Origin of the sequence: Alteromonas sp. S167, from assembly GCF_036864375.1 — a bacterium.
Lineage (GTDB): Bacteria > Pseudomonadota > Gammaproteobacteria > Enterobacterales > Alteromonadaceae > Alteromonas.
The window spans coordinates 258,057-276,770 of sequence record NZ_JAZETR010000006.1; the positions used below are offsets into that span (position 1 = coordinate 258,057).

The following is an 18,714-nucleotide window of genomic DNA, read 5'->3' on the forward strand; positions in this document are numbered from 1 at the left end:
ACGCTCGCCACAGCCAGTCACACATCCCATCTCTTTCATTGATGACAGCTAATAAGGTTATTGCTAAGCCATATTATCAATATGCTTTAAGATGCTGCCGAACGCCCGAGCACCGTGCTTTTGAATTTGTTTGTCGAAGTACAAGGTTCCTAACAAAAAGATGGTGATATGCCCTTGTGAGCGCCACGTAACGTGGGTTTTTCCATCGCGTTCTTCCAACGTTATTTCGCCTAAACGGTGGTCGTAGGGAAGGGGCTTTGACTTTATTACTTTATAACCCAGTTTATACGGTGGTTCGTAAGCAACAATTTCTTCATGCAGATTAGCGCCGCCAGCAATGATCTCACGCACAGCGCCTAAACCGTTTTTCTCAGTGTTACCTTCCGATAATAGGTTAGATTCATCCACACCTTTAAACTGTGAATAATTAGCATGGTCGCTAAGTGCCGCAAACACCTGTTGAATGGGTTTGTTTATGGTTCTTTCTACGTGAATTGAAAACATACGTAATCCTACTTCGTGTTACGATTTTCGTGCGCTGTAAATAATGAAAAGGCGCGGCTTGTTTCTTTTTTTAAAGTTAAAACCGCGCCGTAATGAAGCCTACTTATTTCTCTACAGTAAACGTAAGGCCTGCGTGCTTTTCTAGTCGAGTAATTAAACTATCGCCTAGTGCTGCAGCGGGTGTGTAGAAACCGCCATTGAGCGATACGTCTTTACACAAACACAGTGCCGACTCCGCAATCATTTTGCTGGTAGAGCCGTAGCCTGGGTCTTTGTCGCCTTTTACCGACACCGCTAACATATCGCCGTTCGATGCAGTGCCTGTAAAGACGACATCGTAAAAACCGTTCTCACGCTCTTCTTTGCTTGGACCTTCGCCTGGCTTCGGGCCATCGTCACTGGCTAACGACTTATCTTGTGCAACGTGTTTAGCCATGGCTTCGCCCTTTTCGCCGGGGCCTGTCATCATCATTTCATCGTACTGAAAACTTTTTCCATAAGCATAGCTAGATAGATAATTAGAGCGGTGAACATTTTTCGTGTTAATTGCAGCCATGATAAATGGCGCAACCCATGTACCAAGCGCTTCATCGAAGTAAGGCTTATTGCCGTCTGGCTGCGCTTGTATTACCTCGTTACCCGCTAAGGAGAACGGATTGATGAGAGCCGCCATAACAGACTTATCTTTATGTGCGGCAGCCATAGTGGCTTTTAACGATGCCGCCGTGCCGCCAGAAAATGTACCCTGCATTTTTCTTACGCGGCCCTTCACGTATTCAATAACGGCGCCGGTTACTTTCGTTGCGTGCTGCTGTAGGAAATGCACACCTAAATCGAATGGTACCGAGTCAAAACCGCACGAGAACACAATGTTTGCACCAGTTTCTTTGGCTTTTGCTTCGTACTTATTAATCATTTGGTGCATCCAAGCAGGCTCACCACATAAATCGGTGTAGCCTGTGCCGTTATCTACGCACGCTGAAAGCAGTTTTTCACCGTAAATTTGATAGGGCCCAACGGTAGTCAACACAACTTGGGTGCGTTTGGTAAGTGCGTTTAGCGCGTCTGCATCATCGCCATCAGCTACAATACCTTGCACGCTATCCGGAATACCAAGTTCTTTTTTAACGTCGTTAAGCTTTGTTTCGTTTCTACCTGCAACAGCCCACTTTACACTACTGTCGTTTCCGTACTGGGCCTGAAAGTATTCCGCAACAAGCTTTCCTGTAAAGCCTGTTGCGCCGAAAATCACAACATCAAATTCGCGTTCACTACTCATAATTTAGTCCTATCTGTGTGGTGTATTAGCCAAATATACGCATGAACACGGCGATGTATCATTTTTTTCGATAATATTTGTATATTCACAATATTGTTGCTTTCGGTTTTTATCTATCACGGCTATTTATTGCATGACTGTGTCGCGTAACTATATTGCATAACCTCGAGCCTTACAGATTTAGCGGCGTTGTACATTTATGCCAGTTCTAGAAGATAAAAAACTACTTATCGAATCTGTGTTTTGCGATAACGGAAAAAGAGGTAAGGTTAGACATTACTTCAGGAAACAAATACACGTATAAAAATACTCACAATCGAAAAATTGATTGAATAACCAAAAGCGTTAGAGGGAATCGTAAATGCACAAATTGTTTGGCTTTTTTGTTCAAAATAGCAAAAAGAGAAGGGCGTTAAAGGTAAGTTTTATCACCTTATTGGTATTAGGTGTGTCTCCGGTGTGGGCGGCGCTGCCTACCATTGCTGAATTTACACAAGATATGCAGCTTAAACAGGGCTTAATTCCTATCTACTATGATGAGTCTGCAGACAAAGTGTATTTGGCCGTGCCGCAACAAGCCTCACAGTTTTTATTTCAAAGTAGTATGCCTTACGGCGTGGGGTCGAATGACATTGGCTTAGACAGAGGTCAATTAGGACGAACGCGCTTAGTGAGCTTCGAGCAATTTGGCAACAAGCTTTTGCTTAAACAGCATAATACCGAGTACCGCGCGAGCATGGGAAGTGCGGCCGAAAAACAGAGTATTGATGAAGCGTTTTCCGACTCGGTGATTGCAGGGTTTACCATTGTTGCGGCAAATGACAGTGCTAACTTAGTGCACTATACGGCATTTTTGCTTAGTGATATTCACGGCATTGGCAACCGAATGAATAGGGCAAAGCAAGGGAGCTACAGCGTAGATAAATCGCGCAGTGGCGTTTATCTTAAGCGTACAAAAGGGTTCGAAAAAAACACCGAGTTAGAAGCACTGGTTACGTTTGCTGGTAAAAAACCGGGCAATTTTGTGCAGCAGGTAACGCCAGATGCTGAGAGCTTAACCGTGCATTTGCACCATTCTTTTGTGGCGTTGCCAGACGATAATTACACGCCTCGCGTTTATCATCCTTATTCAGGGTATTGGAAATTCAGCTATTTCGATTATTCAACGGCTATTACTGAGCCCACGGAGCAGCGTTTTATTACGCGCCATCGACTACACAAAAAGTCACCTCATGCTGGGGTAAGCGAGGCAGTAGAGCCGATTGTTTATTATCTTGACCCCGGTATACCAGAGCCAGTGATGTCATCACTTAAGGAAGGGGCTAGCTGGTGGAATCAGGCCTTTGAGGCAGCAGGTTACAAAGATGCGTTTCAAGTAAAAGTGCTGCCCGAGGGCGCAGACCCAATGGACGTGCGTTACAACGTTATTAATTGGGTTCACAGAGCTACGCGAGGTTGGTCTTATGGTTCATCGGTTGTCGACCCTCGCACCGGAGAAATTATTAAAGGTCACGTTACCTTAGGCTCTCTTCGTGTGCGCCAAGACTATTTAATTGCGTTGGGGTTAACCAGTCCGTTTAAAAATGGCAACACCGATACCAGCCTACAGCAAGAAATGGCGCTTGATCGCATTAAGCAATTATCTGCACATGAAGTAGGGCATACGTTAGGAATTGCACATAACTTTGCGGCCAGCGAAAACGACCGAGCTTCGGTAATGGATTATCCACACCCTAAGCTTACGCTTAAAGACGGTAAGGTGTCGCTTGAGGGGGCTTACGACAAAGGCATTGGCGCATGGGATAAACACGCTGTCGCATATGGATACTCTGACTTTGGAAGCGATGTTGAAGAGGCCGAAGCGCTAGCAAAAATTATTGTGAAAGGGCGAAACGATGGATTAAGTTTTAAATCTGACCCCGATACACGAAGTGCTAAGCATGCCTCTGCAAATGGCCACATGTGGGAAAACGGCAGTAACCCGCTTGATGCGTTCGATGAAATTTCTCATATAAGGCAAGTGGCACTAGATAACCTTGGACTTGATACCCTGCCACCTAATAGCACGTTATCGTCGTTAGAAAATGCGCTGGTACCCATTTATTTGTTGCACCGTTATCAACTGGAAGCGGTAGCAAAGCAGGTTGGTGGCTTGAAGTACGATTATGAACGAAAGGGCGACTACACCAGAGCGCAGGGGCAAGTATTCGTAGCTCCCGCAATTCAAGAGCGCGCAATGCAGCAGTTAATAAGAGCAACTACGTCTGATTACTTATCTATGCCTCAAAACGTGCTAGCACTCATACCACCCACAGCCTATGGCGACGATATTACTCGTGAGCACTTCAAAGGTAAGATGGGCTTAATGCTAGACCCGGTTTCAGCTGCAGCTTCGGCATCGAATTTTGCGTTTGAACTGCTTCTGCACCCTGAAAGGTTGAATCGTCTTGAGTGGCAAGCAACGAGCAGTAAAGACAGACGAAGAAAAGTAGATGTAGCGTTGCTGCTTAAACAAATTCTAAATGTACATTGGTATAGAAATGAAAATAGCAGCCCATTAAATGAGCGCTTAAAGCTAGTGGCCCTTAATGCGGTGATGCGCGCAGTGACGTCTAACACGCTTGCGCCTGAAGCAAAACTGGCAGCGCAGGAAACCTTGCTAGAATTTACGCAGTGGTTAGAAGATGAAGCTGACAATAATCGTTACACGGTAATTCACAAACACTTCATGCGTTATTGGGAAACAGGTGAGTGGCCAGCAATGTTCGACGTTGAGCCACTTCCTCCAGGCTCACCTATCTAGTCTCGAAGCAAAATTTATTTACCAGCTAAAAAAAGCGCTATTTCTAGCGCTTTTTTTAAGTAGCATAGTTGATCTTTACTAGTAAGGCTTGAGCAAGGCGCTTTGTATTTAGGCGTTGGTACCAGTCGTTGAAAACAAGGTCGATATGCTTGACGGTAATGGTACCAAAGTGGTGATTGCGGTAGCGCTTAAGGTAGTTAAGTAACAACTCGCTTTCGCTAGCTTTTGTATTAGAGCTAGTATTTAGCGGCGAGCAGAAACGTGCGGCTGTGCAGTGCGCAGTTTTTAGCGTGTAACGAGAGTCTATGCTGCTGCGAAGTGTCGATGATTTAAAAGCGTTTCGTAGCCGCTCCCGCAATAATGTTAATGTGTCGCTTTCTTCGTTTTCCCCGCTCTTTCCATGGTCAACAACACCCTGTATTACCACACAATCTGGTGTGGCGGTTACACCCCTAAAAGTAATGTTAAACTCAGGAAGCCCTAAAAGTGCTTCTTGAAAAAGTGCTGTGTAGGGTGGGATATGAATATCGTCCAGCGTGAAGTCGTCTACGCAAGAAATGACGGATAACATGGTAAGGTGGAGTTCATCAGTAGGGTAAAAGTATTGGTTTGGAATAACCTGTTGTAGTCCTGCCAAAAACTCGCTAATTCGCGTTGCTACCTGCGTATCATTTTTTTCTATGTAGGCGAGGGCAGTTACACCTCGTCGGGTGTCGGCGTTATTGTGAATATTGTGGTCAACGCTTACCCCCTCATTGTGAAGAGCTTGGTCAAAACGCTGCCACATTTCTTCGTAAATACGATTTATATCGTTAATATCGACACCTTATTTTCTTCACAATAAAAGCCAATATCCATGTAACGCCATGTCTCCCTTCTAAAGCTCAACGTAGTTGGTAAACACTTTATAAAGTTGTGTTCCGCTTAACACCGACGCCGACGGGAAATGCAAAATAGGAATTAAATCGCAGGGAGCAGTGAGTGTTCTGCTGCCGTTGTCGGTATCTAAATCGTCGATATTTAAAATTTGCGCCATTGGCTCGCCTTTTAATACAGGGTGCCCAGGTTTCGCAATGTATTCCACCATGCCGCCCCAATCAGTAAACATGGTTTTGTAGTCTTTAAGGTAAACGCCCAGTCTCGTCATTGTCTTAGGCGTGATGTCGCATTCATGAAGCACGTTCTTTGCGTTCAAATAGCTTAAAATGCTGGTGGCATCAATGTCTCCTTCGGCAAAATTAATCACTTCTTGGCTACCCATTTCTAGCGTAAATGCTTCCACGTCAAAGTGGATATCCCGCTGCAAGTTCTGTTTTACATTTTCCTGAAGCGTCCACCAGGGGCAGAAAGTAGCTTCATCGAGTGCGCCAGCGAATACGTTTGGAATGAAGATACAATGCGGAATGTTAAACAACGTGGCGCTTTGCTTTGCGTATTCGGGAATATATACGTGGCGGGTGCTAACGGGCCCGTTATGTAAGTCCAGTACATAGTCAGCGTTAACGGCAAGCTGCTGCAACTTTAAATTTAGCTGTTGCGCTAAACCTAAGCCCCACGGCTCTGCCAGTTTCTTATCTATAGCTGCCGAAAGGTGTGCGCGAAAGCGTGCCTTAATGGCTGCTACAGATTCTTCGGGCGTAACGGTTTTCGCAAATTGCTGCACTGCTTCTTTGTCGAAGAAATAGCCACGATTCCAATTTGTGCCGTTGACGGGGTCGAAGCGGCCAAGGGTGTATTCACCTGCTTTTATATTGGTACCAATGGGGTTGCAGTTAGGCACTAATATAATTTCGCCGCAAATATCCATTTGCTTTAAGCGCTGGATAAGATGGTATATCACCACGTTGCCCTGTACCTCAGCACCGTGGATAGAGCTTTGAATGTAAACGGTAGGGCCTGGGCGTGCCCCCTTCATTCTATAAATTGGCACATTCATATTTCTGCCAGAGGCATTTTGTGCCACAACCATGTGTTTCTTTACTACTTCGGTTGTCATGTTTGTCTCTACTCTTTTTCTGTCGTTATTTTTCGTGCATCGACACTGTTTTCGCATATCGGGCATGAGGTATTAGGTGGTAGCGCCCACTGTTGCCATTCGTGAGTTAACCCGTCAAAGGTTAGCAGGGCATTTGTGGGAACGGTCGACATGCCCATAAGCAGCTGCATAGCTAATAAGGCCTGATAAGTGCCGACAATATTAACCACGGGTGAAAAAATGCCTGCTTCAACGCAGCTTAACTCTACGGAGGAAAATAAGGTGCGCAAACAGCCGTAACAGGCGGTTTGGCCAGGAATGGCTACAAACAGCTGTCCTTCAAAGCGAATTGCTGCGCCAGATACCAATGGTCGATTATTGGCAAAACACAGTTCATTAATGGTGTCGCGGCTTTTCAGGTTGTCAGTGCAATCGAGTACTATGTCACAGTTTTTAATAACGCTTGCTAAAGTTTCATCGAAAGCTGCATTTACACAAGCGATGTGGCATTCACTGTTTATCTCGTTTAGCCTTTTTTTGGCGGCCTCTACTTTTGCTTCGCCCACATCTTGTTCGCTAAACAAGGTTTGCCTTGGAAGATTTGTTACTTCAACCGTGTCAAAATCGACCAGCGTAATATTACCCACGCCACTGGCACACAAGCTTGTCGCAGCGGCTGTACCCAAGCCACCCACACCAATAATGCACACGCTAGCATTAAGCAGGGCTTCTTGGCCGTCTAGGTCAACTTTCTTAAGTACAACTTGACGGTTATAGCGCATGGCTTGTTCGGTTGTCAGGCTCTTAAACATAGGTTATGCCAACTTAATTGTTGAATTCATGGTGTACACCCTTATAAAGTGTTTACCAAGTATTTAGTTTTGCTGGTACTTTATCAAAACCAGTTGAAATGTCGCAGATCAAATTAGGATTTTATATGTCTGTTGTTAGCCAGCCTCTGAATATTGCCGTGCTTACCATCTCTGATACACGCACGTTAGACAACGATAAATCGGGTGATTATTTAAAAGACGCCCTTACCACAGCAGGGCATGTGCTGTTTGACCGTGACTTGGTGAAAGACGATATATACCAACAGCGAGCGGTGGTGTCTAAGTGGATTGCCGATAAAAACATTCACGCAGTGCTAATTACAGGTGGCACGGGTTTCACTCATCGCGATTCAACGCCAGAAGCCATTAGCGTATTGTTCGATAAAGAAGTTGATGGGTTTGGTGAGCTATTTAGACAAATTAGCTACCAAGAAATTGGCACATCTACCATTCAGTCTCGCGCCATTGCCGGCTTTGCTAACAATACCGTTATTTTTTGTTTGCCGGGCTCAACAGGCGCATGCAAAACCGCTTGGGAGAATATTATTTCAAGTCAGCTGGATGCCGATTTTCGACCGTGTAACTTTGTTAAGCATTTGGTGGAGTCATGAGCACGTTTAGCCATTTAAATGTGGGGGGCGAGGCAAACATGGTTGACGTTAGTGACAAAGACGTTACCAAGCGAGAAGCTACCGCAGAGGGTTATTTGTACGTTAGTGACAACGTAATAACGCAAATTAGTGAAGCTAAAATTGCCAAAGGTGATGTGTTTGCTGTAGCGCGTGTTGCTGGCATTCAAGGTGCGAAGCGCTGTAGCGACCTTATTCCATTGTGCCATCCGCTGGCACTGTCGAAAGTAGACGTGAATTTTGAAATAGAACCAGCTCAAAGCCGCATTCGCGCTACCTGTTTTTGCAAACTAAGTGGAAAGACGGGCGTAGAAATGGAGGCGCTAACGGGGGTAAACGTAGCGCTATTAACGTTGTTTGATATGTGTAAGGCCATCGACCCCGCCATGAGATTAGACGGTATAAAAGTGCTAGAGAAAAAAGGCGGTAAAACAGGCTACTGGACAAGTCAGTAGCCTTTATTTCAACTTTTATAAAAGTGAAAAACATGCAGATTTCGGTGAAAACCTTCGCGCAAACCCGTGAAGTGTGTGAAGAGCCACAATTATCATTAACACTTAATGAAGGCGCGAGTGTTGCTGAAGCTATAGCGCTTTTAGGTAGACGCAGTGAAAAGTGGGCGTTAGCGCTTGATGCAAACGTGCTTACTGCCTGTAACCAGCAGCTTTGCGACCAAGATACCGTGCTGTGCAGTGGCGATGAACTTGCGCTATTTCCACCGGTAACAGGGGGATAACGTGTTCGCAGTTATCCAGCAGCAAGACTTTGACCAAGGTGCTCTGTATAAAAAGCTTCAGCAAAATGCACATAATGCAGCCGCTGGGAACACGGGGGCCATAGTGACTTTTACTGGCTTGGTAAGAGACTTTAACCAGTCAGGTAATATAGACGGCATTGAGCTAGAGCACTATCCAGGCATGACTGAAAATGCGCTGTTATCGTTAGTAGAACAAGCCGTGTCTCGGTTCTCACTAACAAGTGCCGGCGCCGTTCACAGGGTTGGGCGTATTTTAAATGACGAACAAATTGTATGGGTTGGTGCAGCCGCGCCACATAGACAAGCTGCGTTTGATGCTGCGTGCTTTTTAATGGATATGCTAAAACAGTCGGTTCCGCTTTGGAAAAAGGAATTTAAAGGCACCGATGAAAAGTGGGTGCAGGTGAAAGCCACAGACGACCAAGCTGCACTTAAATGGATGCAGAAATCTTGAGGATTAACAATGTTTTGCACCGAAGCGGTACTCTAGCGGTGCACGATTTTTATCTTACTTTATCTCCACTTATCGCTCTGATAAAACAGTCACTGTCGATGCGTTTTGTACTTTTCTTATTATCTATATGCCTTATTTCTCCTTTACCGTTGCGCGCAGCCGATAATGCATCGGTTAATGTGGCTGTTGCTGCCAACTTTGCAAAACCGCTTCGAGATATCGCCAGTGAGTTTACGCAGTTAACCGGCGTCGATGTAGTGATTACTGTTTCGTCTAGCGGTACTCTGTTTGCGCAAATTCAACATGGCGCTGGCTTTGATGTGTTTTTATCCGCAGATCGCAGCCGCCCGCAAGCGCTTGTTGACGCCCAACTAGTGCATAAAGACAACCTAGTGAATTATGCACTTGGACGGTTAGCATTTGTTTATACCAATGAAAAAAATGCCAGCTACGCATCACATTCTGAGATAAGCTCAGCACAATTTTCGAAGATATTTGAAAGCGTAATGTCGGTAACCAATGCAAAACTGGCTATTGCGAATCCAAAGCTTGCGCCTTACGGCGTTGCGGCTGAGCAAGTTTTAGCAAGTATGCATACGCGGCAGCTTCATCATCAAAGCCAAGACCAAACGCAAACTGAGCAAAAGCCAACTTCAGCAATGTTTACCAAGGTTAAAGGAAAGAACGTTCTACAAACCTATCAATTCTTCACCACAGGCAGTGTTTCTGGTGCTTTGGTGGCACATTCACTTACGCTTGAGTCAGAAAAAAAAGGCGCCGCTGAGAATAGTGTTCTTGTACCCAGCACCTATTATTCGCCCATCGTTCAGTCGCTTATTATTAATAGCAAATCGGCGGCGCAACTAGTGCCCAATGTGTTTGATTATACAGGTGAAACAGAAATACCGCTAAACAAAGAAAGTGCAGAAAGCCTTAACGGTATTTCCTCTAGCCATCTGTTTGTGCAATATTTACTGTCGCAGAGTGTGCAAAACCGATTGCCGGAGTGGGGTTATCTTCCAGCAGTTGCTGCACCTTAAAGAATAATTGAGTAGCCTCAACATAGGTTAGATAGTGTAAAGCACGCGGTGCTGACAGTGTATAGACACTACACCGCCACGATAAAAATAAGGTTTAACAGAAGAAGACCTATTTAATGAACAAAACTTATATATTGCACAATTAAATTAACTATTTATGTCCTTTTTCAGTCATATCAGCGACCCGGCCAGCTTAAGTGCTATAGCACTTACTTTGAAGCTTGCAGTAATCACGAGTGCAATTTTACTCGTGATTACACTGCCGCTCGCGTGGGCTCTAGCGAATTGGGAGGGCAGAGCCAAACCCTTTGTTATGTCTGTTTTCGCGCTACCGATAGTGTTACCGCCAACAGTATTAGGGTTTTATTTACTCATTGCCTTTTCCCCTCAAGGTTGGTTAGGGCAAACATGGCAAGCGATAACGGGTTTAACCCTAGCGTTTAGCTTTGAAGGCTTAGTTATTGGGTCGGTTATTTACTCGTTTCCCTTTGCGCTACAGCCTCTTTACAGTGGTTTTTCACAGTTCGAGCGGGGGTATTTAGATGCCGCCTATTCATTGGGCTTTTCAAAGGTAGAAGCATTTTGGCGTATTGTGTTACCCATGTGCAAAGCCTCTATTATGGTGGCAGTGGGGTTAAGTTTTGCCCACACTATTGGCGAGTTTGGTGTTGTGTTGATGATAGGTGGTAACATTCCGTCAGAAACACAAGTATTGTCGATTGCGCTGTATGAAAATGTTGAGGCGTTAGACTACGAAAAAGCGCATGCGCTGTCGCTAACCTTGTTGGCGTTTTGCTTTCTACTACTAAGCGTGCTGTACAAATTTAACGGTATGCCGTTATCGCGTGAGCCAGCGCCGCGTAGCAAAGCAGGAAAACTCAGTAAAACAGGAAATCTCAGTACTACAGAAGCGCGCAGCGACTCAGCACAAAAGGGCAACGGTTTGTGACTTCAGTAAACGTTAACTTTCCCGGTCGTATTAGCGCGTCATTTTCGTGTGAAAATAACGTTCGCGTTGTGGGCGTTACAGGGCCATCAGGGGCGGGAAAAAGTTCATTGCTGCGTGCCATTGCCGGTAGTGAAAAAAGCGCCGTGGTTGAGTGTAGCTGGGTAAGCTCAAGGCGCGATAATGCTGATAAAAACGTAAACACTCGCCAAGTTTCAAAAGTAGGCATTGTGTTTCAACAGCCTATGCTGTTCCCTCACGTGGATGTTACAGGCAATTTTAAACTGGCTCAGCGGCATCAGGGTGTAAAAGCCCTTTCAGTGGATAAGGCCGCGGCTGGCTGCTGTTGTGAACATCTGCTAGACAAACCTATTTCGTCGTTATCCGGCGGTGAGGCTCAGCGTGTGGCAATAGCACGAGCACTTATTAACGGCCCTGATGTGTTGCTGCTAGACGAGTCATTAAGTGCTGTTGACGTTGTAACTCGACGAAAAATATACCAATTTCTAAAACAGCACTGCGAGGCAACACAAACTACATGTATTTTTGTGTCTCATGATTTAGAGGAGCTCGCTTTGTTCAGCGATGCACTGGTTTACATTGAAGACGGAAAATTACAATACTCCGGCTCTTCTAACGATGTGCTGAGCAATATATTTAACTCCGGCCTTATCGATAACCCCAGCGCTGTGCTTTGTGGCTCGTTACGCGACAATTCAAGTGACGCTGACAGGCTATCAAAAACGCCTTTCGCTGAAACATCAAGCTGGCCGTCGTCAGTTAAAGCAATAAGCATTGGCGATCAAACTGTTTATGTTTCTCATCAAGCTGCAGTTGTCGAAAATTGCGCGGATACTCAGGTGTCGTCTGCGCAGCACATTAAGACGAGAAAAGTAAGTGTTGCTGTTAAAGCAAGCGATGTAAGCCTAGACACCAATGTAAGCATGATGAAAGAAGCGCATACATCAAGCATGTTGAATGCCTTGCTATGTAAAGTTTCACATATTGCACCGCTGGGTAGTAACAAAGAGGCAAAAGTGTTGATAACACTGAGCGTGCTCAATTTACAAGAGCATTTTCACAAGGGCTTTCACAAAAAAACGCACAAAAGCGCATTTGACAATCCTCCTGAGCGACATCAAACCCTCTATGCCAGCATTAGCGAACTGTCTGTCACTAGGCTAAAGCTGAAAGAAGGGATGCAGGTTCTTGCCAGGTTTAAATTGCTCTAGAGTAGCGCTGAGACATTGCATCTTCGTGAAAATATGCGTCAAATTTCACACAAATTGCTCTAATGTATATTCGTGCGCTTTCAGGCACTAAAAGCCAGTGTTTTTTCATTAATAGTAAACCGTCATTTTGAAGTGGCTTAAGCTTCTCAATGGTTTTGTTAAAGTACTCGCTAAATACAATTGCATGTTTATTTTCAATTTCTTGTATATCAACCTGCATATTGCACATCAGGCTTGAGATTACGTCGCGTCGTATTAAATCGTCTTTGGTGAGCGTTAAGCCAACAACAGCAGTGGGTAACTTGTTGTCTATTTGAAGGTAATAGTCATTTAACTTTTTAGGATTTTGAGCAAAAGCGTTACCTATGGAACTGATTGACGATAACCCCAACCCGAGTAAGTCGCTATCACCGTGAGTGGTATAGCCCTGAAAATTGCGATGCAACACGCCATTTTTGTAGGCAACTGCTAGTTCGTCAGTTGGCTTGGCAAAATGATCTAGCCCTATTTTTTCGTAGCCAATACTTGTAAAACTCTCAACGGCATAACTATATAGCTCAGATTTTAACATGGCATCGGGCAGCATATCGTCACTGAATTTTCGCTGTGCTGCAAAACGCTCGGGAAGATGTGCGTAGCTAAATAATGAAATTCTATCGGGCGCTATTGCTTTCGTGGCCGCTACTGTTGTTTTAAACGTTTCTAAATTTTGGTGTGGCAGACCATAAATTATGTCTAAATTTACAGAGTCGAAACCAAGTGATTTTGCTTCAAACACCAAATCGGCAATATGTGAGGTACTTTGCACACGATTGATAGTGTGTTGCACGTTGTAATCGGTGTCTTGTAAGCCAAAGCTTAAGCGGTTATAGCCAAGCTGCTTCAATGTTCGTAAATAGGGTTTAGTGACGTTTCGTGGGTCGAGTTCTATAGACAGGGTGGCATCTACCTCGAACGAAAAGTATCGGCGCAGAGTCGACATTAATTCAATATGCTGTGACTCGCTAAGAAAGCTTGGTGAGCCCCCTCCCAAATGTAGGCTAACAATACGCTTTGCGTTAGCCAGATGTTGGCGTGCTATAATTTCTTTTTCAACATAGCGCAAGTAAACATCGGCTTTTTCGCTGTGGCGGGTCACTATTTTATTGCATCCGCAGTAATAACAAAGTGTTTTACAAAAAGGAATGTGTACATACAAGCTTAGTGTGTCAGCATCGCTATTTTCATTCGCATCAACAAGAATGTCGTGGGTTACAGGGGCAAACTTTAATGCTGTTGGGTAAGACGTGTACCGAGGGGCATGTTGGGCATACATTTCAACAATGGCTTTACGCTGCGATGCTAATTTACTGTCAGTCATAATCAATTACTTGCTAACACGTGTAGAAAGGGGATAGGTTTAGTTTACTCATGTGAATGGAGCACACTTTGATCTACTTCAAACTTTTGCTTTTAAACACAGCACTGTTGGTTTTATTTCCTTTGTTATTAGTACAAGGGCTATGGGTAAGAAGACGCACGTTGCGTCTTCCTGAACCCGATGGTGAGCGCTTATTTGAGAGCCCTTCGTTTTATACAGAGGATGGAGTGAATGTACTTGTTCTTGGAGATTCCGCCGCAGCTGGTGTTGGTGCCACCCATCAGCAGCATGCGTTGTCTGGGCTTTTGTATTCCGCTTTGTCTAACGTAGGTAGCGCTCGGGTAGTGCTACAGGCAAAAACAGGTTACACCAGCGAAGATGTGCTTAACATGCTGCAAACCGCAGCTGCAGAAAAGTTTAACGTTGCCCTTATTTCTGTCGGCGTAAACGACGTTACGCATTTCACATCACTTCGCCGCTGGCAGCAACAATGCCAGCAAATACAGGCTCTGTTAGCCAGAAAATTTCAGTGTGATCTTGTAATATTCAGTGAGCTTCCCCCAATTCACTTATTTCCCGCGATTGTACAGCCGCTGCGTTGGGTTTTAGGACAGCGAGCAAAGCTGTTTAATCAAGCATTACAGGATGTCGTGCGTTTACAAAATGCGAAGGGTGAATGTTGTAGTGTGTTTTTGCCCCTTGATATTTTACACAATCCGAAAAATCACGATGACAATACTGTTGACGATCTTTTTGGCATTGCTGATGCCAATACTCAAGTAAAGATCGAGCGCAAAAAGAGCACGCCAAGTGAAATCGTTATGCGCTTTCAAGATATTAAAGACAGTGGGTTTATGGCAACCGATGGATTTCACCCGTCATCTAAGGCTTATTCACTGTGGGTTGACCGCATTATGGTAGTGTTGAGTAAGCAAACATGGATAAAATCATAATGTTACTGGATTTATAGGAATGCAGTGTTTCCATTATCCAACGCCAGCGAATGCATAAAAGCAAACAGCACTAAAAAGCTATTCAATGTTACAAATAAAGGCAGCAACACATGAGTAATCACGTTAATCATTTACTTTCACAATGGCTACCGCTTAAAGATAAGCACAAATGGGTGCTTGGTTTTATCTTTAAAACACAAGGTTCGTGTTACCGCAAGGCGGGCGCCATGATGTTGTTTAGTGATGCAGGCCATCAATTTGGAATTTTAAGCGGCGGGTGTTTAGAAAGTGACATTGTTAAAAAAGCCCATCGCGTTATGGATGACGGTAAGAGCCGAACAGCTGTATACGACGATGAGGATGAAGAGGATATTGCGTTTAAATTGGGTGTTGGCTGTGGCGGCGTTGTGCACTTGTCATTAGTTTCATTAAACCAAGCTAACCAATTTCTTGAACTTGATAACGTTAGTCGTTTGCTGTCACAAGGAATAGCCTGCACATGGGAATGCGATATTGCTGGAAAGCAGGGGAAATGCGCATCATTAGACACCGTTAATGTACGCCCCCAAAAAGCTAAATTGGAGCAGCGGGAAGGCACACAAACGCTTACTGTTACACATGTGCCACCAATTCATCTGTTAGTTATCGGGGGAGGCTACGATGCTACCTTTATGACGCAAATGGCTAAAGCGCAAGGGTGGACGGTTACACTGTGGGATCCTAGGCCTGCTCAGGCAAGGCTAGAGCATTTTCCCGAGGTTAATTTTTTAGTTGAAGATACCGATATTGAAGCGCTAAATATTCACATCGCCCAGCATGGTATTCACGCTGCGGTATTAATGTCGCACCACCGAGACATTGATGCACGGTCGCTTAAACTACTGAGTCGGCACAAGTTAATGTATATCGCTATGCTGGGGCCTTTGCATAGAAAGCAAGAGATCATGACATTAGCTGGTTTATCGGATACCTCGTTTTGTGACCACTTTGCCAGCCCTGCCGGTTTTGATATTGGTGGCGATTTGCCAGAGCATATTGCGCTTTCGGTTATTGCGCAGTGCCATGCAGTTTTTTACAAGAAGCCAGCTAGAAAAAAGTAATTGGCAAACAGTGTGCGCGCACCCTTAATTTAAAAGTGCGCGCTTATATTCCAAGCGTGTTAACAGCTTAAAATGACTTTCTAAAAGTAATACCAAAACTGCGCGGTGCGCCGGGGTATGCCATTATTTTCCCAGTTTGTACTGGTACGTCAAAACCGCTTCTTGCCACATATTCTTCGTCAAAAAGGTTGCGTGACCACGCAATGATTTCACTGTCCCATTGCGGGATCGACATACTCAGCCGTGCATTTACTGCACTGTACGCGCCTTCGAACTTATATGGGTCGTTTGCGTCATCAAGATAAACATCACCAGTATATTGATAGTCTACACTGGCTGTGAACGCGTAGTTGCTAATATCGAAGTGCTGATTCAGCATTATTGCCAAGGTATTTTGCGGCTCAAAACCAACGCGATCACCATCGCGTGAGCAAAATGGATCGGTAGGGTTCGCTCTACCTGGGTCGTCAATACCGGTGTGCCAGGTATAAGCAACCCAGCATGTTCCTTGTTCGAATTCATCAAAGTTAGCCAGCGTGCGCGCAGCGGCCATATGAAGTTCGGTGTTAGCTGTGACCAACCATGTCGCCTCAATTTCTAACCCTTGTACAACAATATCACCGGCGTTTTGAAGGTTAAAACCACTACCCGTGAAAGTTGTTGCTTGAAAATCGCTAATGCGTGTGTAGTGTGCTGCTGCGTTTATCCGCACATTATATTGTTCAAAATCATGCTTTATGCCTATTTCACCACTTCGAGATTTCTCAGCTTCAAAGAGAGGATCGAAGGAAGGCTGAATTCGGTCTGTGTTTGTTCCCCCAGCTTTAAAGCCTGTAGCAAAGCTTGCATAAGTGAGGGTGGTGTCGTTTAACTGATAGGCTAATTTCACCGTACCAGTTACCTGATTATCATCAAGTTCAGCTGACAATACAGGCCTCGGTAAGACTGCAGCGCTACCTAAAAAGAAGTAACCCCAGCCAGGTTGTTGAAAAGGCGCAATCGCACCTAATGCTGCTTCAGAGGGCAGGGTGTCATTAAGAAGTGCTACACCAATTTCTTGCAACGCCAATGCGGCATCATTAATGTTTGGCCATCTAAATGGGTCTTGTTCAAGCCCATTAATGCCTGGCCCTTGCTCAAAGTATTCGCCTTCAATGGATTTCTTTTCTCGCGTAAAGCGAAGGCCAGTGGTCAACGTAAATGCATCGGTCAAAAACCAGTCGGCTTGCGCAAATAACGCGATACTGTCTTGCTCTTGATACGCGTTATGTTCAAATGCAGTCCCCGCAGGCGCTGGCGCGGCTGAAGGTGCAATTAACCCTCCAGTCAAAGCACTGAACTGGTCAATTGCATTTGCCAAGGGCAGTAAATCTGCGGCGGCAGCTGCAAAGAAAGCATCAAAGTCTTGCTGTGTAGTGGTATCAAAAGTAAGGTCTAAGTTTTGACTGAAGTAATAGGCTCCCACCATTGCTCGCAGAGTATCACTGCTGTAATGCAATCTAAGCTCTTGTGAGAAAGACTGTTGCTTAGCATCGTTGGTGGCTGTCAGTAAGTCAGCATTAGAGAAGTCGGTATCGACCGTATCTACACTGTCAAAAGCGCGGTATGCAGATATGCTAACTATATCCCAAGCGTTATTGAGCTCAGCATCAATTTGTAGTGATACACCTTTGTCTTCCATTTTTGATATTGGCGTTTGAGACAACGACGTGCGGTAGTTATAGAAGTCTGAACGGTTGTAAATGGTAGCATTAAAAGGCGGTTGAAGCAGAAGCGCATCAGTACCAAACTTCCCAGGAATTTCATTTGCCTGAATATTGTCTTGCAGAGTAAGCGCGCCGCAGCAGCGCTCATCAAGCTCACCGTAGTCGGCAATAAAACGCATACTTATTTTGTCGTTTGGAGTATATAGCGCCTGAGCTTTAATTGCTGAGCGGTTTCTATTGTTTAAGGTTTTGCCTGAAGTTTCATCAGTAATAAAACCGTCGCTTTGTGTATTAAAACCTGAGAAGCGCACTGCAAGCACATCGTCAACAACCGAAAAAGATGATGCCCCGCTTACACGTACTAAATTGTTGTTTCCTAGTAATACTTCTGCAAAGCCATTATGACCATCATGACTAGGCGCTACAGAATTTACTGTCATTGCTCCCGCGGCGGTATTCTTTCCAAACAACGTGCCTTGAGGGCCACGTAATACCTCGACCGATTCTACATCAACAAGGTCGTTAATCAGCGCATTTTGGCGAGAGCGGTATACGCCGTCAACGTATAAACCTACTGATGATTCAAAGCCGAAGTTCTGTGCAGAGGTACCAATACCACGAATTGAAAAGCCTGAGTTGGTAACACTTTGGCTTTGGAAGGCAGCGAATGCCGGTACGTAGTTTTGCAGGTCGAATATGTCGCGACTTACTGTTTCTGAAAGGTCTTTCCCCGATAGCGCCGTAACGGCAACGGGTACGGTTTGAAGGTTTTGTTCCGTTTTTTGTGCCTGAACAACAATGCGTTCAAGTTCGGTATTTAGTTTGTCGTCGGCGCTAGCGCAAAAAGTTGAAGATACAAGACAAACAGTAATGGCACTGGCCAAGCGTGTTAGCCGGTGTGATGTCCGGCCTGTTGCATTAATTGGTGACTTCATTATTTTTCTTTTATGTAACGAGGCAACGTGAACTCAATTTCAGCGCTGCCGAAAGAAGCATCATGCTTCAAGCAAAAACAATCACGATTTACTCGTGCCCGAATGCGTATCATCCATTAATTCAAGCAACGTATTTTGTCCGCATCCTTGACCAAAAGCTCATTACTGCGTTGCTTACTTTGAAAGCCTAATGGGGCTAAGTTGCATG

17 protein-coding genes are annotated in these 18,714 nt (G+C 44.8%); 10 read left to right on the top strand and 7 right to left on the bottom strand.

From position 1 onward, the window contains the following. Nucleotides 1–63 precede the first annotated feature (63 nt). Together V7R35_RS11485 and V7R35_RS11490 are read right to left on the bottom strand one after the other, a co-directional pair. On the bottom strand, nt 64–504 hold the full coding sequence (locus V7R35_RS11485; protein WP_334014974.1) for an SRPBCC family protein: 441 nt from the start codon (nt 502–504) through the stop codon (nt 64–66). 103 nt (nt 505–607) lie between these two features. Further along, nucleotides 608–1,783: a saccharopine dehydrogenase family protein gene (locus V7R35_RS11490; protein WP_334014975.1), complete on the bottom strand. Its 1,176-nt coding sequence runs from the start codon at nt 1,781–1,783 to the stop codon at nt 608–610. Between the two features lie 361 nt (nt 1,784–2,144). On the opposite strand from V7R35_RS11490, the gene V7R35_RS11495 reads away from it, so the two are divergent. Next, on the top strand, nt 2,145–4,586 hold the full coding sequence (locus tag V7R35_RS11495) for a zinc-dependent metalloprotease (RefSeq protein ID WP_334014977.1): 2,442 nt from the start codon (nt 2,145–2,147) through the stop codon (nt 4,584–4,586). Between the two features lie 55 nt (nt 4,587–4,641). Here the strand turns inward: V7R35_RS11495 and V7R35_RS11500 are convergent, their stop codons facing one another. The 3 genes from V7R35_RS11500 to V7R35_RS11510 form a co-directional block, all read right to left on the bottom strand. After that, complete coding sequence (locus V7R35_RS11500; protein ID WP_334014978.1) at nt 4,642–5,373, bottom strand: 2'-5' RNA ligase family protein; 732 nt, start codon at nt 5,371–5,373, stop codon at nt 4,642–4,644. Nucleotides 5,374–5,463: 90 nt separating this feature from the next. Then, complete coding sequence (locus V7R35_RS11505; protein ID WP_334014979.1) at nt 5,464–6,582, bottom strand: succinylglutamate desuccinylase/aspartoacylase domain-containing protein; 1,119 nt, start codon at nt 6,580–6,582, stop codon at nt 5,464–5,466. 8 nt (nt 6,583–6,590) lie between these two features. Further along, nucleotides 6,591–7,373, bottom strand: a complete 783-nt coding sequence (locus V7R35_RS11510; protein ID WP_334014980.1) for a HesA/MoeB/ThiF family protein — start codon at nt 7,371–7,373, stop codon at nt 6,591–6,593. Nucleotides 7,374–7,498: 125 nt separating this feature from the next. Between V7R35_RS11510 and moaB the strand changes: the two genes are divergently transcribed. From moaB to V7R35_RS11545, 7 genes are all read left to right on the top strand, one after another. Beyond that, on the top strand, nt 7,499–8,005 hold the full coding sequence (moaB, locus tag V7R35_RS11515; RefSeq protein WP_334014982.1) for a molybdenum cofactor biosynthesis protein B: 507 nt from the start codon (nt 7,499–7,501) through the stop codon (nt 8,003–8,005). Beyond that, nucleotides 8,002–8,478, top strand: a complete 477-nt coding sequence (moaC, locus tag V7R35_RS11520) for a cyclic pyranopterin monophosphate synthase MoaC (protein WP_334014983.1) — start codon at nt 8,002–8,004, stop codon at nt 8,476–8,478. Before moaB ends, moaC begins: the two co-directional genes overlap by 4 nt. A gap of 32 nt (nt 8,479–8,510) precedes the next feature. After that, nucleotides 8,511–8,759: a MoaD/ThiS family protein gene (locus V7R35_RS11525; protein WP_334014984.1), complete on the top strand. Its 249-nt coding sequence runs from the start codon at nt 8,511–8,513 to the stop codon at nt 8,757–8,759. Nucleotide 8,760: 1 nt separating this feature from the next. Then, nucleotides 8,761–9,234 carry a molybdenum cofactor biosynthesis protein MoaE gene (locus V7R35_RS11530; RefSeq protein ID WP_334014985.1) on the top strand — a complete coding sequence of 158 codons (474 nt, stop codon included), beginning with the start codon at nt 8,761–8,763 and terminating at the stop codon, nt 9,232–9,234. Next, the gene (gene modA / locus V7R35_RS11535; protein WP_334014987.1) at nt 9,216–10,274 is read left to right on the top strand and encodes a molybdate ABC transporter substrate-binding protein; all 1,059 of its coding nucleotides are present in this window, start codon (nt 9,216–9,218) and stop codon (nt 10,272–10,274) included. The genes V7R35_RS11530 and modA overlap by 19 nt, the downstream gene beginning before the upstream one ends. A gap of 157 nt (nt 10,275–10,431) precedes the next feature. Further along, nucleotides 10,432–11,223: a molybdate ABC transporter permease subunit gene (modB, locus tag V7R35_RS11540; RefSeq protein ID WP_334014988.1), complete on the top strand. Its 792-nt coding sequence runs from the start codon at nt 10,432–10,434 to the stop codon at nt 11,221–11,223. Continuing rightward, a complete protein-coding gene (locus V7R35_RS11545; protein ID WP_334014990.1) occupies nt 11,220–12,452 on the top strand; it encodes an ATP-binding cassette domain-containing protein in 1,233 nt (410 codons plus the stop codon). The genes modB and V7R35_RS11545 overlap by 4 nt, the downstream gene beginning before the upstream one ends. Here the strand turns inward: V7R35_RS11545 and hemN are convergent. Continuing rightward, nucleotides 12,439–13,812 carry an oxygen-independent coproporphyrinogen III oxidase gene (gene hemN / locus V7R35_RS11550; protein ID WP_334014991.1) on the bottom strand — a complete coding sequence of 458 codons (1,374 nt, stop codon included), beginning with the start codon at nt 13,810–13,812 and terminating at the stop codon, nt 12,439–12,441. The two genes, V7R35_RS11545 and hemN, sit on opposite strands and share 14 nt — an antisense overlap. Nucleotides 13,813–13,880: 68 nt before the next feature. Between hemN and V7R35_RS11555 the strand changes: the two genes are divergently transcribed. Both V7R35_RS11555 and V7R35_RS11560 read left to right on the top strand, forming a co-directional pair. After that, on the top strand, nt 13,881–14,765 hold the full coding sequence (locus V7R35_RS11555) for an SGNH/GDSL hydrolase family protein (RefSeq protein WP_334014993.1): 885 nt from the start codon (nt 13,881–13,883) through the stop codon (nt 14,763–14,765). Between the two features lie 110 nt (nt 14,766–14,875). Next, nucleotides 14,876–15,865 (top strand): XdhC family protein, encoded by a 990-nt coding sequence (locus V7R35_RS11560; protein WP_334014994.1) that lies wholly within the window; start codon nt 14,876–14,878, stop codon nt 15,863–15,865. A 67-nt stretch (nt 15,866–15,932) separates the two neighbouring features. Here V7R35_RS11560 and V7R35_RS11565 read toward each other — a convergent pair whose 3' ends face one another. Further along, a complete protein-coding gene (locus V7R35_RS11565; RefSeq protein WP_334014995.1) occupies nt 15,933–18,506 on the bottom strand; it encodes a TonB-dependent receptor in 2,574 nt (857 codons plus the stop codon). Between the last annotated feature and the right edge of the window lie 208 nt (nt 18,507–18,714).

Coding starts and splice junctions, on each gene's coding strand:
- V7R35_RS11500 (WP_334014978.1), bottom strand. CDS start 5,373: ATGTGGCAGCGTTTTGACCAAGCTCTTCACAATGAGGGGGTAAGCGTT.
- V7R35_RS11490 (WP_334014975.1), bottom strand. CDS start 1,783: ATGAGTAGTGAACGCGAATTTGATGTTGTGATTTTCGGCGCAACAGGC.
- moaB (WP_334014982.1), top strand. CDS start 7,499: ATGTCTGTTGTTAGCCAGCCTCTGAATATTGCCGTGCTTACCATCTCT.
- V7R35_RS11505 (WP_334014979.1), bottom strand. CDS start 6,582: ATGACAACCGAAGTAGTAAAGAAACACATGGTTGTGGCACAAAATGCC.
- V7R35_RS11510 (WP_334014980.1), bottom strand. CDS start 7,373: ATGTTTAAGAGCCTGACAACCGAACAAGCCATGCGCTATAACCGTCAA.
- modA (WP_334014987.1), top strand. CDS start 9,216: ATGGATGCAGAAATCTTGAGGATTAACAATGTTTTGCACCGAAGCGGT.
- modB (WP_334014988.1), top strand. CDS start 10,432: ATGTCCTTTTTCAGTCATATCAGCGACCCGGCCAGCTTAAGTGCTATA.
- V7R35_RS11560 (WP_334014994.1), top strand. CDS start 14,876: ATGAGTAATCACGTTAATCATTTACTTTCACAATGGCTACCGCTTAAA.
- moaC (WP_334014983.1), top strand. CDS start 8,002: ATGAGCACGTTTAGCCATTTAAATGTGGGGGGCGAGGCAAACATGGTT.
- V7R35_RS11495 (WP_334014977.1), top strand. CDS start 2,145: ATGCACAAATTGTTTGGCTTTTTTGTTCAAAATAGCAAAAAGAGAAGG.
- V7R35_RS11565 (WP_334014995.1), bottom strand. CDS start 18,506: ATGAAGTCACCAATTAATGCAACAGGCCGGACATCACACCGGCTAACA.
- V7R35_RS11525 (WP_334014984.1), top strand. CDS start 8,511: ATGCAGATTTCGGTGAAAACCTTCGCGCAAACCCGTGAAGTGTGTGAA.
- hemN (WP_334014991.1), bottom strand. CDS start 13,812: ATGACTGACAGTAAATTAGCATCGCAGCGTAAAGCCATTGTTGAAATG.
- V7R35_RS11485 (WP_334014974.1), bottom strand. CDS start 504: ATGTTTTCAATTCACGTAGAAAGAACCATAAACAAACCCATTCAACAG.